Source organism: Microbacterium sp. 3J1 (genome assembly GCF_001049495.1).
GTDB lineage: Bacteria > Actinomycetota > Actinomycetes > Actinomycetales > Microbacteriaceae > Microbacterium.
Map to the genome: position 1 here is coordinate 60,428 of NZ_CDWI01000001.1, position 13,685 is coordinate 74,112.

Below are 13,685 nucleotides of genomic sequence, written 5' to 3' on the forward strand. Positions count from 1 at the left end.
ACCCGCGTGTGTGCCCCGCCGCGCTGAGAGACCCGCAGGGAACCGCTCACTAAGCTGAGCGCATGACGACCTCCACGGCGCTTCTGACCGATCGTTATGAGCTCACCATGCTGGCCGCCGCGCTGCGCGACGGCACCGCGTCCCGGCCGAGCGTCTTCGAGCTGTTCTCACGGCGGCTGTCCGGCGGCCGACGGTTCGGCGTCGTCGCGGGCACCGGGCGCCTGCTGGGTCTCCTCCGTGATTTCCGCTTCGGCGACGAGGAACTGCGCTTCCTCCGGGACAACGCCGTGGTGGATGCCGACTCGCTGCGCTACCTGGAGGACTACCGATTCACCGGCTCCATCCATGGCTACCGCGAGGGTGAGCTGTACTTCCCGGGATCGCCGATCCTCACGGTCGAGGGCACGTTCGCCGATGCGGTGATCCTCGAGACGCTCGCCCTCAGCGTGCTGAACCACGACTCCGCGGTGGCGACCGCCGCGTCCCGCATGAGCATCGCCGCAGGAGAGCGCCCCCTCGCCGAGATGGGCTCGCGTCGCGCCGCCGAGCAGTCAGCCGTCGCCGCTGCGCGTGCCGCGTTCATCGCCGGATTCCGCGCCACGAGCAACCTCGAGGCGGGCAGACGCTGGGGCATCCCGACCATGGGTACGGCGGCGCACTCGTGGACGCTGCTGCACGAGACCGAGGAGGATGCGTTCCGTTCGCAGATCGAGAGCCTCGGCACAGACACGACACTGCTGGTCGACACCTACGACATCAGAACCGGTGTGGAGACGGCCATCCGGATCGCGGGGACCGGGCTCGGCGGGGTGCGGATCGACTCGGGCGACCTCCCCATCGTCGCCGCGGAGGTGCGGGCGCAGCTCGACGAACTCGGCGCGACCGGTACTCGGATCACCGTGACGAGCGATCTCGACGAATACGCGATCGCGGCGCTCGCCGCATCGCCGGTCGACGCCTACGGGGTGGGCACGTCGGTGGTCACGGGGTCCGGCTACCCAACGGCGAGCATGGTCTACAAGCTCGTCGCCCGTCAGGACGCCTCGGGCTCCTGGGTGGGCGTGGCGAAGGCGTCGACGGACAAGGCCTCGCACGGCGGGCGCAAGGCCGCGTTCCGCACCCTCGTCGACGGTGTGGCCGAGACCGAGACCGTCGTGGTGTCGGACGGCTTCGAGGAGCTCGACACCGCTGCCGAGCACCCCGACGGACGTCCGCTCCAGGTCACGTTCGTCGAGGGCGGGGAGATCGACACGGCGTTCGAGGGGCCGGAGGGCACCGCCGCAGCTCAGGCGCACCACCTCCGGGTGCGCGAGGAGCTGCCCGTTCGCGCCCTCGCCCTGAGCAAGTCGGATCCCGCGATCCCTACGGTCTACGTCGACGCGGTCGTCTGAGTCGGCGCGAGCCGGTGGTCGCCCGAGAGCTCAGCCGACCATCGACTCGTAGATCTCCTTGCAGGTGGGGCAGATCGGGAACTTCTCGGGGTCACGCCCGGGCGTCCACTTCTTGCCGCACAGGGCACGGACGGGCTTGCCCGTGATCGCCGACTCGAGGATCTTGTCCTTCTTGACGTAGTGCGAGAAGCGCTCGTGGTCGCCCGGTTCGAGATTCTCCTCCCGGAGGAGCTCTTCCAGTTCGCGATCAAGCGTTGCCACGCCGCCCTGATCGGGGCTGTCCAGCGGAGTACTCATGCCGTGAAGTCTAGCCGTGCGCAGCCCGCCGCGGGCGGCGGTCACGCTGTCTCGACGAACTCCATGAGACGCTCGCCCTCGCGCTCGAAGATACGTCCGCCGACGGCCACGCCGAGCACGACGGCACCCACGCCCGTCGCCAGCCCCGCCCAGAACGTCGCGGGGGCGAACTGCTCACCCTCGATCATCGTCAGCGCGAAGAGCCAGGCGGTGGGGACGCTGAGCACGATGGCCCCGAGGAACACCGCGGCAGGGCCATAGGCGCCACGGGACGTCGGCCGCTGCGGCTGCTGGAACGGGCTGTCGCCAGGACGGGACACCGCGTACGGCGCCACGACGGACATGATGCTCGACAGGCCGAGCGCCGACAGCAGCAGGCTGGCCGCGAGGCCCGTCAGCGGGAGGAGCAGCGGCCAGTCGTCGATCCACAGAAGAGTGAGCGGGACGGCGATCGCGAGCACGGGTACCGCGACGAGCGTCACGGGCACGAGCCGTCCGAGGCGATCCGAGAGCCCGTTCACCCCGCTGGCGACATGGGTCCACAGAGCCGTCGAATCGTAGGCGACGTCGTTGTGAGGGAGCCAGCCGAAGAACAGCGCCATCACCGGCACGGGGACGAGGGCGGCGATCTCGAGCGGGACGCCGGCGACGAGCAGGGGCAGGACGGTGAGGACGCCGGCCACCGGCACGACGATCAGGTTCATGATGTATCGGCGGTCGCGCAGCCAGTAGACCAGGCTGCGAGATGCGATCGCACCGAAGGCGTTGGACGGCAGCAGGCCGAACCACCCCAGCCCTGTGCGCTCGCGAGAGGCAACGGGCCGTTCGGTCGTCGTCAGGAGCCGTGCCACGAGCCACGTCCAGACGGACCAGAGCAGCACGGCGGTCGCGACGGCGATGACGCCGCTGATCCAGGCGTCCCCCGTGTCCGCGATGACGGCGAACAGGAACCAGGAGGGAGCCGCGAGCGGGGTGAGACCGACCGTCGTGGTAAGCGCGGCGACCGCCGCGGGAACGAGGCCCTCCCATTTGAGCGACGCCAGGAAGACGGCGACGGGGAACGCGATGACGACGACAGCGAGTGCGAAGAGCGCGGTGAGCTCACGCGATCGACGCTCGGGAAGGAGGAGGGCGTTGACCGCCATCCCGATCCGTGCCGCGAGGATGGTCGAGAGGACGCTCAGGACGCTCATGAGCACGGCCGTCGGCCAGGGAGCCCCGAGCCTGATCGCGACCACGGCGACGCACGTGTGCACGGCGACCAGCGCCAGGCTCGGAACGCTGACGAACGCGGCGAGCGCGAGGATCCACGGCATCTGCTTCTCATCGACGCCGAACACCGCGAATCGTCGCGGGTCGAGCTGGTCGGTCGCACCGACGAGGATCGGTCCGACGAGGAACCCGAGAAGCAGCGCCGCGCTGCCGAGCACGATCACGGTGCGCGCCACCGGAGCAGGGGCGTCGCCGAGACTCAGCACGGCTCCGCACACCACCACGGTGAGAACGGCGACCACTGCGAGTGCGCCGAGCGTGCGCGCCCGCCGTTCGCCGCGCAGCGACCCGACGAGGAGCGCAGCCCTCAGTCGGAGAACGTGTGCAGCCACTCGAGCCCCTCCACCTCGCTGATGCCGCCCGAGAGCTCGACGAAACGGGCTTCGAGCGTCTGTCCGGCACGGACCTCGTCGATCGTGCCCTCGGCGAGCACGTCGCCCGCGACGATGATCGCGACCCGCGAGCAGACCCGCTCGACGAGGTCCATTCCGTGGCTCGAGAGGATCACCGTTCCGCCGTGCGCGACGTAGGCGCGCAGGATGTCGAGGATCACCGCCGAGGACACCGGGTCGACGGCCTCGAACGGCTCGTCGAGGACGAGGACGCGCGGCGAATGGATCATCGCACCGGCGAGCATGATCTTCTTGGTCATGCCCGCGGAGTAGTCGGACACCACGCGGTTCAGCGCATCGCCCAGATCGAAGGCTCGGGCGAGGTCGCCGACGCGCTTCTCGATGACGTTCGACGCGAGTCCCCGGAGAAGCCCGTAGTAGTAGAGGAGCTGACGTCCCGTCAGCCGATCGAAGGTGCGCAGCCGATCGGGAAGCACTCCCATCATGCGCTTGGCGATCAACGGCTTCACCGCCTGGTCGATCCCGCAGATCTCGACGCTGCCACCATCGGCGCGGAGCAGGCCCGCCACGATCGACAGGGTTGTGGTCTTCCCCGCCCCGTTCGGGCCGACGATCCCGTAGAACGAGCCCGCGGGCACGGTGAGATCGATGCCGTTCACGGCGGTCTGATCGCCGAAGCTCTTCACGAGACCCCGGATGCGGATCGCCTCGACGGCAGAGGCTGCATCGGCGCCGCCGATCGACCGCTCGGCCGGTGCGTCCTCTGTCTCCCCGACGGTGTCGGCCGCATCGGCGACCTCTGCGGGCACGTCGGCCTGCTCCACCGCGGGGGCAGACTCGACGTCCACGACCGCGGGCTGCTCCGCCTCTGCAGCGGGCTCTGCCTCGACGGCGGGCTCCACCTCGACCGCGGGCTCGGCCTCGATCGCAGGCTCTGCCTCCACGGCAGGCTCCATCTCGACAGCCGGCTCAGCCTTCTGTACCGGCTCCACCTCGACGACCGGCTCCACCTCGACGACCGGCTCCGCGTCTACGGCCGGGTCAGCCTCGACCGTCGCCGGGAGCTCGGACGCGCGACCCGCGTCCAGGGTGCCCTCGGCGGGCATGGTCGCCGGTTCGGCCGGGATCAGCGCTTCGGCAGACGCAGTCTGCTCGGAGGCTTCGGTGGCCCGCGTCTCTTCTTCCGCCTTCTTCGCTGCGGCGGCCTTGGCCGCAGCCGTCTTGGCGGCGGCCGTCCTGGCAGCGACCGCCTTGGCCGATGTCGAACGAGCGGCAGCGGAGCGAGCGGTCGATCTCGCCGCGGCCGACTTCTCGGCGGCGGCCTTCGCCGCAGCCGTCTTGGCAGCGGCGGTCTTCGACGCGCCGGCGCCCGAGGTGGACTTCGCCGCTGTCGTCTTCGACGCGGTCTTGGCAGCTGCGGTCCTCGCTGCCGCCGTCTTCGTCGCAGCGGTGCGAGCGGCGGTCGTCCGGGTGGCCGACGCCCCCTTCGCCGTTGTCGCGGTGCGGCTGGCCGTCGACCGCGCCGAGTTCGTCGCCGCCGCCTTGCGGACGGTCGCCTTCGCCGCCGCAGGCACGTCTGCGGGGTCGATCCGAATCGCGGGTTCGGCAACGACCTCCACCGCCGAGGCGGCCTTCTCAGCGGCGACCTTCGGTGCCGTCCTGCCGGACGCCGCCTTCGCCGTCGGAGCCTTCCGCGGCGACGCCTTGCGGGCCGGCGCCTTCTTCGCGGGCGGGGTCGCGGCGTCAGCCACCTCTTCGGTGCGGTCGTCGGGGGAAGCAGTCACCGTCCTAAGGTACCAACGGGTGCCGACTTTCTTAGGCTCGCCGCAACAATCGCTCGCATCAGCGCTCACGCCTGACGACCCTCCTGTCAAGCCCTGGACGAAGCTGGACGTTCGGTGTGTAGTGGATCACGAAACGACAACGGACACCTTGCCCCGCGGAGCTTCCCAGGCTCACTCGCTAGCATGGCTCTCGGCACGACGAAGTGTCTGATCGGTGAACCGATCGTGAACACAACTTCCTTTAGGAGCACTCGTGACTCTTCAGACCGTCATCCTCGCCGCAGGCATGGGCTCGCGCCTCGGCCGGGCGCTGCCGAAGCCGCTGACCGAATTGAGCGACGGCCGCACGATCATGCGCCAGCAGCACGACAACATCCGTGCCGCGTTCGGCTCCGACGCCCGCATCACCACCGTCGTCGGCTACCGCGCCGAGACCATCATCGAGGCGTTCCCGAACGTCAACTACGTGCACAACGAGCGCTACGACGAGACCAACACGTCGAAGAGCCTGCTCCGCGCCCTCGGCGCGACCGGCAGGTCGGGAGTCCTCTGGATGAACGGCGACGTCGTGTTCGACCCGATGATCCTGGGCCGTGCCGCCGCGTACATCGAGCGCGACCAGTCGTTCGTCACCGTGAACACCTCCAAGGTCAGCGACGAGGAGGTGAAGTACACGGTCACGGCCGAGGGCTTCATCGACGAGCTCTCCAAGACGGTGAAGGGCGGCCTCGGCGAGGCGGTCGGCATCAACTACATCTCCGCCGCCAACAAGAAGGCGTTCATGCGCCAGCTGCAGCGTGTGGAGGACCAGGACTACTTCGAGCGCGGCCTGGAGCTCGCGATCGCAGAGGACGGCCTGCTGCTCGAGCCGATGGACGTCTCCGACCTGTATGCGGTCGAGGTCGACTTCGCCGAGGACCTCGAGCGGGCGAACCTCTTCGTCTGAGCCGTACAGCACGAATGCCCGGTCCGCAATGGGACCGGGCATTCGGCGTTTTTGCGGCATCCGTTCTTAGGATCGACACATGGCTCCGAAGGTGCACAAGATCCATTCGCTCTCCGACGACGCCCCGTGGGACAGGGGCGTTCCGCCGGTGGGTTCGACCGAGCATCCGTTCGTCGTCCGAGGTCTCGACCGCGTCCTCGCCATCCAACGTCCGCTCGTGCTCGCCCACATCCGCAGCATCCGCCTGCGCAATCCCCACGCGACCCCCGCCGAGATCATCCGAATCCTCGAACGGCGCTACCTCGCCGCGGTGACGACCGGCGGCGCGGCGGTCGGCGCGACCGCGGTGGTCCCGGGCATCGGAACCGGCATCACGCTCGCGCTCTCGGGAGTCGAGACGGTCGGGTTCGTGGAGTCGACGGCGCTCTTCGCGCAGTCGGTCGCCGAGGTCCACGGCATCGCGATCGCGAACCCCGACCGCGCCAGGGCGCTCGTCATGACGCTGATGCTCGGCAAGGAGGGAGTCGCCCTCGTCGGACAGCTCGCCGGCCAGGCGAGCGGCCGCGGAGGCACGCGGTCGTCCTACTGGGGCGAGCTGGTGACGAAGTCGCTCCCCCGCGCCGCCGTCGGCCCCCTCGTCGATCGACTCAAGAGTTCGTTCGTCAGGCAGTTCGCCGCGAAGGGCGGCGCCTCCTTCATCGGCAAGGCCCTCCCGTTCGGGGTCGGCGCGGCCGTCGGCGGCGCCGGCAACCACATCCTCGGCCGGCGCGTGCTCACCACCTCGCACCACGCCTTCGGGGCGCCGCCGATCACCCTGCCCATCGAGCTCGAACCGGTTGCGGGTGCCGAGCGGGTCGAGTCGCGGATGCTCCACGGCGCCCAGTTCGTCGGCGGCGCCGTCGTGGGCGCCGCGGGCTCCGCCGTCAGGGGTGTGGGCTGGGCCGGACGGACGATCGCCTCGGTCGGGCGTCGTCGCAGGAATGAGATCGAGTCGGCGGAGGATCGCGGCGATCATGAGCTGCCGGACTCGTTGGGCTCGGATTCGCCTTCGGTTCCACGCCACTGATCACAGCCGACTCGAGGGCGCTCGGCTGCAAGAGAGCAGCCAAAGGATCCGGCGACCCGTTGTGGCGAGCATCCAACGGTGCGCGCCGGGCCGACGATAGGGTGGAATCCGTGACGGACAAGCCCGAACTCTCGACCACCGCCGGCAGAATCGCAGATCTCCGCGCTCGCTACAACGAAGCCGTTGTCGACGCAGAGAAGATCGCACAGGAGAAGCAGCACGCGAAGGGCAAGATGACCGCCCGCGAGCGCATCGAGCTCCTCGTCGACCCGGGCAGCTTCGTCGAGTTCGACGAATACGTCCGCCACCGCACCACGGCCTTCGGCATGGATCGCAACCGCCCGTACGGCGACTCGGTCGTCACCGGTGTCGGCACCATCAACGGACGCACCGTCGCCGTCTACTCGCAGGACTTCACCACCTTCGGCGGGTCCCTCGGCGAGGTGTCCGGCGACAAGATCATCAAGATCATGGAATTCGCGCTGACCAACGGGATGCCGATCATCGGCATCCTCGACTCCGGCGGCGCGCGCATCCAGGAGGGTGTCCTCGCGCTGAGCAAGTATGGCGAGATCTTCCGGTTGAACACCCGCTCCTCCGGAGTCATCCCGCAGATCTCGATCATCATGGGACCGGCAGCGGGCGGCGCGGTCTACGGCCCCGCCCTCACGGACTTCGTCATCATGGTCGACAAGACCAGCCAGATGTTCGTCACCGGCCCCGACGTCATCAAGACGGTGACCGGCGAGGACGTCGGCATGGAGGAGCTGGGCGGCGCGCTCACGCACAACACGCGGTCGGGTGTCGCGCACTACCTCGCCGAGGACGAGGATGACGCGCTGGACTACGCGCGCACCCTGCTCAGCTTCCTGCCCGACAACAACATGGCCGAGATCCCCGGGTACGAGAGCGGTTTCGAGTGGGAGACAACGGATGCCGACCGGTCGCTGAACACGATCATCCCGGACTCCCCCAACCAGCCGTACGACATCCACACCGTCATCGAGCACGTGGTGGATGCGGGCGACTTCATCGAGGTCCAGCCGCTGTTCGCTCCGAACATCGTGATCGGCTTCGGACGCGTCGAAGGCCGCTCGGTCGGCATCATTGCGAACCAGCCGTCGCAGATGGCGGGGACCCTGAACATCGAGGCGGGCGAGAAGGCGAGCCGCTTCGTGCGGTTCTGCGATGCGTTCTCGATCCCGATCGTGACGCTCGTCGACGTGCCCGGCTACCTGCCAGGCACGGATCAGGAGTGGACGGGCGTCATCCGCCGCGGAGCGAAGCTCATCTACGCCTACGCCGAGGCGACGGTGCCGATGGTGACCGTGATCCTGCGCAAGGCGTACGGCGGGGCGTACATCGTGATGGGGTCGAAGCAGCTGGGCGCCGACGTCAACCTCGCCTGGCCGACCGCCGAGATCGCCGTCATGGGCGGGCAGGGCGCGGTGAACATCCTCTACCGTGGCGAGATCCGGAAGGCTGAGGAGGCGGGCGAGGACGTCGCCGCCGTCCGCACTCGCCTCGCGAACGAGTACACCTACAGCGTGACCTCGCCGTTCCTGGCGGCCGAGCGGGGTGAGATCGACGGGATCATCGAGCCGGCGAACACCCGCGTCTCCATCGCCAAGTCGCTGCGGGCACTGCGCGGCAAGCGCGCCGAGCTGCCCCCGAAGAAGCACGGGAACATTCCGCTGTGATGGGCGGCCCGGCAGAGCGAGCGGGAGCCGGCGAGATGCCTCCTGTGTTCGAGATCACGCGCGGCACCGCGACGGACGAAGAGCTGGCAGCGCTGATCGCCGTGGTCGGCGACGCCTACGCGCAGGAGGCCGCCGATGCCGTCGCAGACGAGCCCGTCGTCTCGGCGTGGACGCGGACGCAGCGATCGATGCGCGCGCCGCTCCGCCGCGACATCCGCTGGGGCAGATTCTCCGGCTGACCCGGGATACGGGTGGCACGGCCATCGGCGCGGGGGCCTGCGTGGTCCGCAAACCCCCCAGCTCGCGGACCACGCAGTCGTGTTCGCCGATCGGTGCGGGGGCAACCCCGGCACCACCCCAGTCGGCGCATCCCTCGTCGATAGTACATCGATTGGAGATATCCGTCCCGGGCTACGAGCGATATACCGGTATGCGGAGAATCATCGATCCAGGTACAGGTCCGACGCGCGCGGGGTGAGGGCGGAATCCAGGACCACGCACCCCGCCCCCACCGCGCCCACGTCGTCACCCACGACCGTCCCCGCGACGGGGATGGTGCGCACGGAGCGCGTCGCGCTCCGAGCGTCGAGGATCCCGGGGATGTCTTCGAGGTACACGTCGGACACCCGTGCCCAGAAGGGCCCTCCCAGCACCACCCTGTCGACGTCCAGCACGTTCGTCAGAACGCAGACGAGGACGGCGAGGTCTGCGGCCGCGCGGCGGAGCACTGCGAGAGCGTCCGGGTCGCCTGCCCCTGCACGCTCGGACAGCCGCGTGAAGCGCTCCTCCACTGTCTGGGCGTCGCCTCCCGCGTGGTCGCCGTCGAACACCCCGGCGTCGACGGCCCGCTCGACGATCGCCTGCGGGGTGCAGACCACCTCGACGCACCCCCGAGCCCCGCACAGGCACGGCGGGCCCTCCGGATCGACGATGATGTGCCCCACCTCGCCGAAGTTCTGGGAGCTGCCCCTGACCGCTTCGCCCTCGCGTACCAGCGACGCCCCGATACCCGTGCCCAGGTACACGAAGAGGAAGGAGTCGTCGACGGGACTCGTGGCGGTCCACACCTCGCCCACCGCAGCGGCGGTGGTGTCCTTCTCGACGATGACGGCGAGGCCGGTCGCCTCGGCCAGCACCTCGCGCAGTGCGACCCGGTGCCAGCCCTGCAGCTTGGGCGGATCGATCACCGTGCCGCGCTCCGCATCGAGCGGGCCGGGCGCGGCGACGCCGACACCGGCGACGCGCCGTCGATCGATGTCGGCGTCGTCGAGCAGCGCGTCGATCGTGAGCGCCATCGTCTCGATCACCCGTCGAGGATCCTGCTCCGCGACACGGACGATCCTGCGGCGGACGATCGCGCCCGCCATGTCCAGCAGCACGAACGTGATCACAGCCGGATCCAGGTGCACGCCCACAGAGAACCGGCTCTCGGCGACGAGACGCAGGGTCACGCGCGGCTTCCCCGGCCCGTTGATCGTGCGTCCCGCCTCGATGATGAGCCCCTCGTCGAGAAGGCGACGGGTGATGTTGGTGACGGTCTGCGCCGAGAGGCCCGTGGCCTCGACCAGCTCGATCCTGCTGAGCCCCTCGACCGATCGGCGGATGGCCTCGAGGATCACCGATTGGTTGAAGTCGCCCATTCGGGGGAGATTGGTTCCGCGACGCATTCCCATGCCTCATCTTCTCGCACGTCGGCGAGATCCGTGTCCCCCAAAATACCTACAGACAACGACTTGACTAACCGTGAGACTGAAGAGGACGCTTCGCGTTCGGCTGGTCTCTCCGTCCCAGGGTAGACAGACGCAGATCAGCCACCGGCGGACGGTTTTCGGGTAACTGTTCCGCACGGCGAGGGGCTGGCGACAACGCCGCCCCTCGCCCATCTCACCGCCTCGACTCCGATCCCCTCCCCCGGTCGGAGCCGAGGACGCAGCCGGTCGGACCCCGGGAAGCGCCGGTCAGAGGCGGGGAGCCTCGCGCGGGATCTCGTGCCAGACGTCGACGGCGTCGTCGTCACTGGTGCCGCCGGTCGCCGCCCGCCCGACCACCGTGACGGCCGTCAGCGGGTCCCGGGCGGCACGGATGATCCACCGCTCCGCCTCCGCGCCGCGCAGAACCTCGGCGAGCTCCTCGTGGATCGCTGCTCGCCGCTGTTCGTCGACGTCGTCGAGGCCGCCCTCGTCGAAGACCGTGACGACCGCCCCGCGGCGACGCGCGTCCTCGATCGCATCTCGCACCGCGTCGTTCAGCAGGTCCGCCCCGCGCAGCTCGTCGCGGAGCCTGCCTTCTGCGAGCCGCGCCTCCAGCCGCTCGGCGTCGTCGAGAGCACCGCGGGTCGCGACGGCACGGCTTAGGATCGGTCCCGCCACATCGAGCGCGAACTGGGTCCGCAGCCGGCGCTCCTTCTGCCGCACCTGCTGCGTCGCATGCCACGCCGAGACGGCCTGCTGGATGCCGGCGAGACGCTCGGTGTCGCGCACGGCGCGGTCCCAGAACATCACGAGCAGATGAGCGACGGCGACCCACATCACGGAGCCGACGAGCCCGAGCGAGAGTGCGACGAAGAACCCGAGGGCAGCGGACGACGCGACCACGAGGACCACGACGACGAGCCAGCCGATGACGAAGCGGCGGCGCACCACGCACACGATGCCCAGCAGGCCGAGCGCGCCGATGTACCAGGTCGCGAACGGAGCCGTCAGTGTCAGAGGGTCGAGCGAGACAGTGACGAGTGCGGGAATGAGTGCGCTCGACACGAGAGCCAGCAGCGCCGCCCACAGCGGCATCTTCACGGCGACCGCCGAATCCCAGAGGATCGCGACGTTGACCACCACGAGGTACAGACCGATGGCGCCCACCATGAAGAGCGGGCCGGTGGGCTGTTCGATCCACCAGATCCCGCGTGCGGCGAAGTACATCGCGAACCCGACCGCGAGCGAGGTCGCGACGCTGCGCACCGTCCTGTTCACGGGCTCTCCCAACCGAGGGTCACGGTCGTTCCGGATTCGCCGGAGACGATCGCGGCCGTTCCGGCGACGCCGGCCATGCGGGCGAAGATCGACGCGCGGATGCCGAGCCGGTCGGGACCGATCCCCGAGAGGTCGAAGCCGGGTCCGGAGTCGGAGATCGTGACGCTGATGCCCTCGTCGCCTCGGCCTTCGGCGATGATGTGCAGCCCGCGTCCGTGAGCATGCGTGACCGAATTGCCGAGGGCCTGCCTCGCGGCGAGGACGAGAGCGCGAGCCGCCCTGCCGGGGATCAGGCCGATGCCGCCGCGCTCCTCGACGATCGCGTCGGCTCCCAGCTCCGACAGCGCGCGTCTCAGCTCGACGACGATCTGGGCTGCCGCCACGGGCTCGTCGCTGCCCTCCTGCGCGACCGCCGCCTCCGTATTGGCCAGGCGGGTGAGGGCTTCTCGCGCCATCCCGACAGCGAGGTCCTGTGCGCGGTCGCCCTCTGCGCGCTCGGCCGCGATCAGTGCCGCCAGCACGCTGTCGTGCATGAGCGCCGACATCGCCGCACGCTCCTCCTCCGCCGCCGCAGCGGCGGCAGCTGCCGCGTAGGACGCGACCGCCCGGGCGCGCGCCTCGTCGACGCCCGCCGCCACCGACCGGAACATCCACCCGAGGGAGATGATCACGATGCCAAGGATGAGCGTGAAGGACACGTCGAACGCCGTCGTCACCCAGAAGTCGCGCGAGAAATCACCCTCGACGAGTCGCACGTAGCCGTACACGAACGGCAGCCCCACGGCCCAGGCGAACTGAAGCCACAGCGGGAAGGCCAGCATCGCCGCGACCACACCCACATTGACCAGGAAGAAGATCCACGGCTGCTCGGCGGCAGCCTTGTCGCCGCTGCCGACGATGCTCGGCCAGGCTCCCAGGGCGAGCACGTAGACGACGGCGAACATGCCCGAGGCCCATCGGACACCCCGGCCGACGACACAGGCGACGAGCATGGCCGCGAGCGGGACGTAGACGACGAGCAGCATCGCGACGTGCGGCGCATCCGACCAGGCCATCGTCGTCATGGCCGCGATCAGCGCCTGCGACCCCAGGACCGCGGAGCCGACCGCGACGACCGTCGCGAGGATCCGCTCCATCCGCTTTCCGGTGAACCGCTCGAATTCGGTCTCCACGCTGCCCGGAGAGGGGATCTTGCTCCAGGCCTCACGGATGCTGAGCGGATCAGCGGGCACTCGGTGCCCCGTCTGCCCCGACGATGCCGTCCTCCATCGCGCGGCGCAGAAGATCGACCTTGGTGGGCGCCGGGCGTCCGACGTCGACGTACTTGACCCTGATCCGGGTGATGTTCTCCTTGGCCGTCGAATACGCGACGCCGAGGCGCTCCGCCACGGCCTTCAGCGGCAGGCCGGTCGCGTACAGGCGCAGCACCTCGCGCTCGCGGGTCGACAGCTGGGCGTCCGCGAAATCGCGATCGCCGTCGACCGCACTCGCCCACTCCACGTTGTTGAGCGCCTCACCCTGCGCGACCGTCCGGATGGCGTCGAGCACGTCGTCCAGCGACGAGGACTTGCTCACGACCCCGGCGGCTCCCGCGGCGAGCGCTTCACGCACGGCTGCCGGACGATCGGCGACGCTGTGGATGACCACGCTCGCCCCGTCCGCCACGAGAGACGTGACGTTCTCGGTGACGGTCGTGCCGTCGCCGAGGGTGAGGTCGAGGACGACCACATCGGCGGATGCCGCGGATGTCGCGGCCCGCCACTCCAGATAGGACCCCACGCTGCTGCCGGAGAAGACGACGGTCTGGGAGCCGTCGCGGGAGCACGCCGCCTCCAGCCCTAGGCGGACGGATTCGTGATCGTCGATGAGTGCGACCCTGCTCATCCGTCCAGCCTAGTGAGTCCGCC

At 69.6% G+C, this 13,685-nt stretch carries 12 protein-coding genes; 5 read left to right on the forward strand and 7 right to left on the reverse strand.

The window, feature by feature from the left end:
• The first annotated feature begins 62 nt into the window (after positions 1–62).
• Positions 63–1,391 carry a nicotinate phosphoribosyltransferase gene (locus tag BN2660_RS00320; protein WP_091225820.1) on the forward strand — a complete coding sequence of 443 codons (1,329 nt, stop codon included), beginning with the start codon at positions 63–65 and terminating at the stop codon, positions 1,389–1,391.
• 30 nt (positions 1,392–1,421) lie between these two features.
• On the opposite strand, the gene BN2660_RS00325 is transcribed toward BN2660_RS00320, so the two are convergent.
• The 3 genes from BN2660_RS00325 to BN2660_RS16710 are packed head-to-tail and all read right to left on the reverse strand — an operon-like array spanning position 1,422 to position 5,097.
• On the reverse strand, positions 1,422–1,688 hold the full coding sequence (locus BN2660_RS00325; RefSeq protein WP_028503536.1) for a DUF3039 domain-containing protein: 267 nt from the start codon (positions 1,686–1,688) through the stop codon (positions 1,422–1,424).
• Between the two features lie 41 nt (positions 1,689–1,729).
• On the reverse strand, positions 1,730–3,292 hold the full coding sequence (locus BN2660_RS00330) for a hypothetical protein (protein WP_091225822.1): 1,563 nt from the start codon (positions 3,290–3,292) through the stop codon (positions 1,730–1,732).
• Complete coding sequence (locus BN2660_RS16710) at positions 3,268–5,097, reverse strand: ATP-binding cassette domain-containing protein (RefSeq protein ID WP_255304851.1); 1,830 nt, start codon at positions 5,095–5,097, stop codon at positions 3,268–3,270. Before BN2660_RS16710 ends, BN2660_RS00330 begins: the two co-directional genes overlap by 25 nt.
• Before the next feature lie 253 nt (positions 5,098–5,350).
• Between BN2660_RS16710 and BN2660_RS00340 the strand changes: the two genes are divergently transcribed.
• From BN2660_RS00340 to BN2660_RS00355, 4 genes are all read left to right on the forward strand, one after another.
• Positions 5,351–6,043 (forward strand): phosphocholine cytidylyltransferase family protein, encoded by a 693-nt coding sequence (locus BN2660_RS00340; RefSeq protein ID WP_091225824.1) that lies wholly within the window; start codon positions 5,351–5,353, stop codon positions 6,041–6,043.
• A 79-nt stretch (positions 6,044–6,122) separates the two neighbouring features.
• Positions 6,123–7,109, forward strand: coding sequence for a hypothetical protein (locus tag BN2660_RS00345; protein ID WP_255304853.1), 987 nt, complete (start codon positions 6,123–6,125; stop codon positions 7,107–7,109).
• A gap of 101 nt (positions 7,110–7,210) precedes the next feature.
• On the forward strand, positions 7,211–8,809 hold the full coding sequence (locus tag BN2660_RS00350; protein WP_091225827.1) for an acyl-CoA carboxylase subunit beta: 1,599 nt from the start codon (positions 7,211–7,213) through the stop codon (positions 8,807–8,809).
• Between the two features lie 35 nt (positions 8,810–8,844).
• Positions 8,845–9,048 carry an acyl-CoA carboxylase subunit epsilon gene (locus BN2660_RS00355; protein ID WP_091226186.1) on the forward strand — a complete coding sequence of 68 codons (204 nt, stop codon included), beginning with the start codon at positions 8,845–8,847 and terminating at the stop codon, positions 9,046–9,048.
• A gap of 201 nt (positions 9,049–9,249) precedes the next feature.
• Here BN2660_RS00355 and BN2660_RS00360 read toward each other — a convergent pair whose 3' ends face one another.
• The 4 genes from BN2660_RS00360 to BN2660_RS00375 form a co-directional block, all read right to left on the reverse strand.
• Positions 9,250–10,449, reverse strand: coding sequence for an ROK family transcriptional regulator (locus BN2660_RS00360; protein WP_091225829.1), 1,200 nt, complete (start codon positions 10,447–10,449; stop codon positions 9,250–9,252).
• A 318-nt stretch (positions 10,450–10,767) separates the two neighbouring features.
• Positions 10,768–11,778 carry a hypothetical protein gene (locus BN2660_RS00365; RefSeq protein ID WP_091225831.1) on the reverse strand — a complete coding sequence of 337 codons (1,011 nt, stop codon included), beginning with the start codon at positions 11,776–11,778 and terminating at the stop codon, positions 10,768–10,770.
• Positions 11,775–13,010 (reverse strand): sensor histidine kinase, encoded by a 1,236-nt coding sequence (locus BN2660_RS00370; protein WP_091225832.1) that lies wholly within the window; start codon positions 13,008–13,010, stop codon positions 11,775–11,777. The genes BN2660_RS00365 and BN2660_RS00370 overlap by 4 nt, the downstream gene beginning before the upstream one ends.
• Positions 13,000–13,662, reverse strand: coding sequence for a response regulator transcription factor (locus BN2660_RS00375; protein WP_091225834.1), 663 nt, complete (start codon positions 13,660–13,662; stop codon positions 13,000–13,002). Before BN2660_RS00375 ends, BN2660_RS00370 begins: the two co-directional genes overlap by 11 nt.
• Positions 13,663–13,685 lie beyond the last annotated feature (23 nt).

Coding starts and splice junctions, on each gene's coding strand:
- BN2660_RS00320 (WP_091225820.1), top strand. CDS start 63: ATGACGACCTCCACGGCGCTTCTGACCGATCGTTATGAGCTCACCATG.
- BN2660_RS00325 (WP_028503536.1), bottom strand. CDS start 1,688: ATGAGTACTCCGCTGGACAGCCCCGATCAGGGCGGCGTGGCAACGCTT.
- BN2660_RS00345 (WP_255304853.1), top strand. CDS start 6,123: ATGGCTCCGAAGGTGCACAAGATCCATTCGCTCTCCGACGACGCCCCG.
- BN2660_RS00355 (WP_091226186.1), top strand. CDS start 8,845: ATGCCTCCTGTGTTCGAGATCACGCGCGGCACCGCGACGGACGAAGAG.
- BN2660_RS00360 (WP_091225829.1), bottom strand. CDS start 10,449: ATGGGCGACTTCAACCAATCGGTGATCCTCGAGGCCATCCGCCGATCG.
- BN2660_RS00375 (WP_091225834.1), bottom strand. CDS start 13,662: ATGAGCAGGGTCGCACTCATCGACGATCACGAATCCGTCCGCCTAGGG.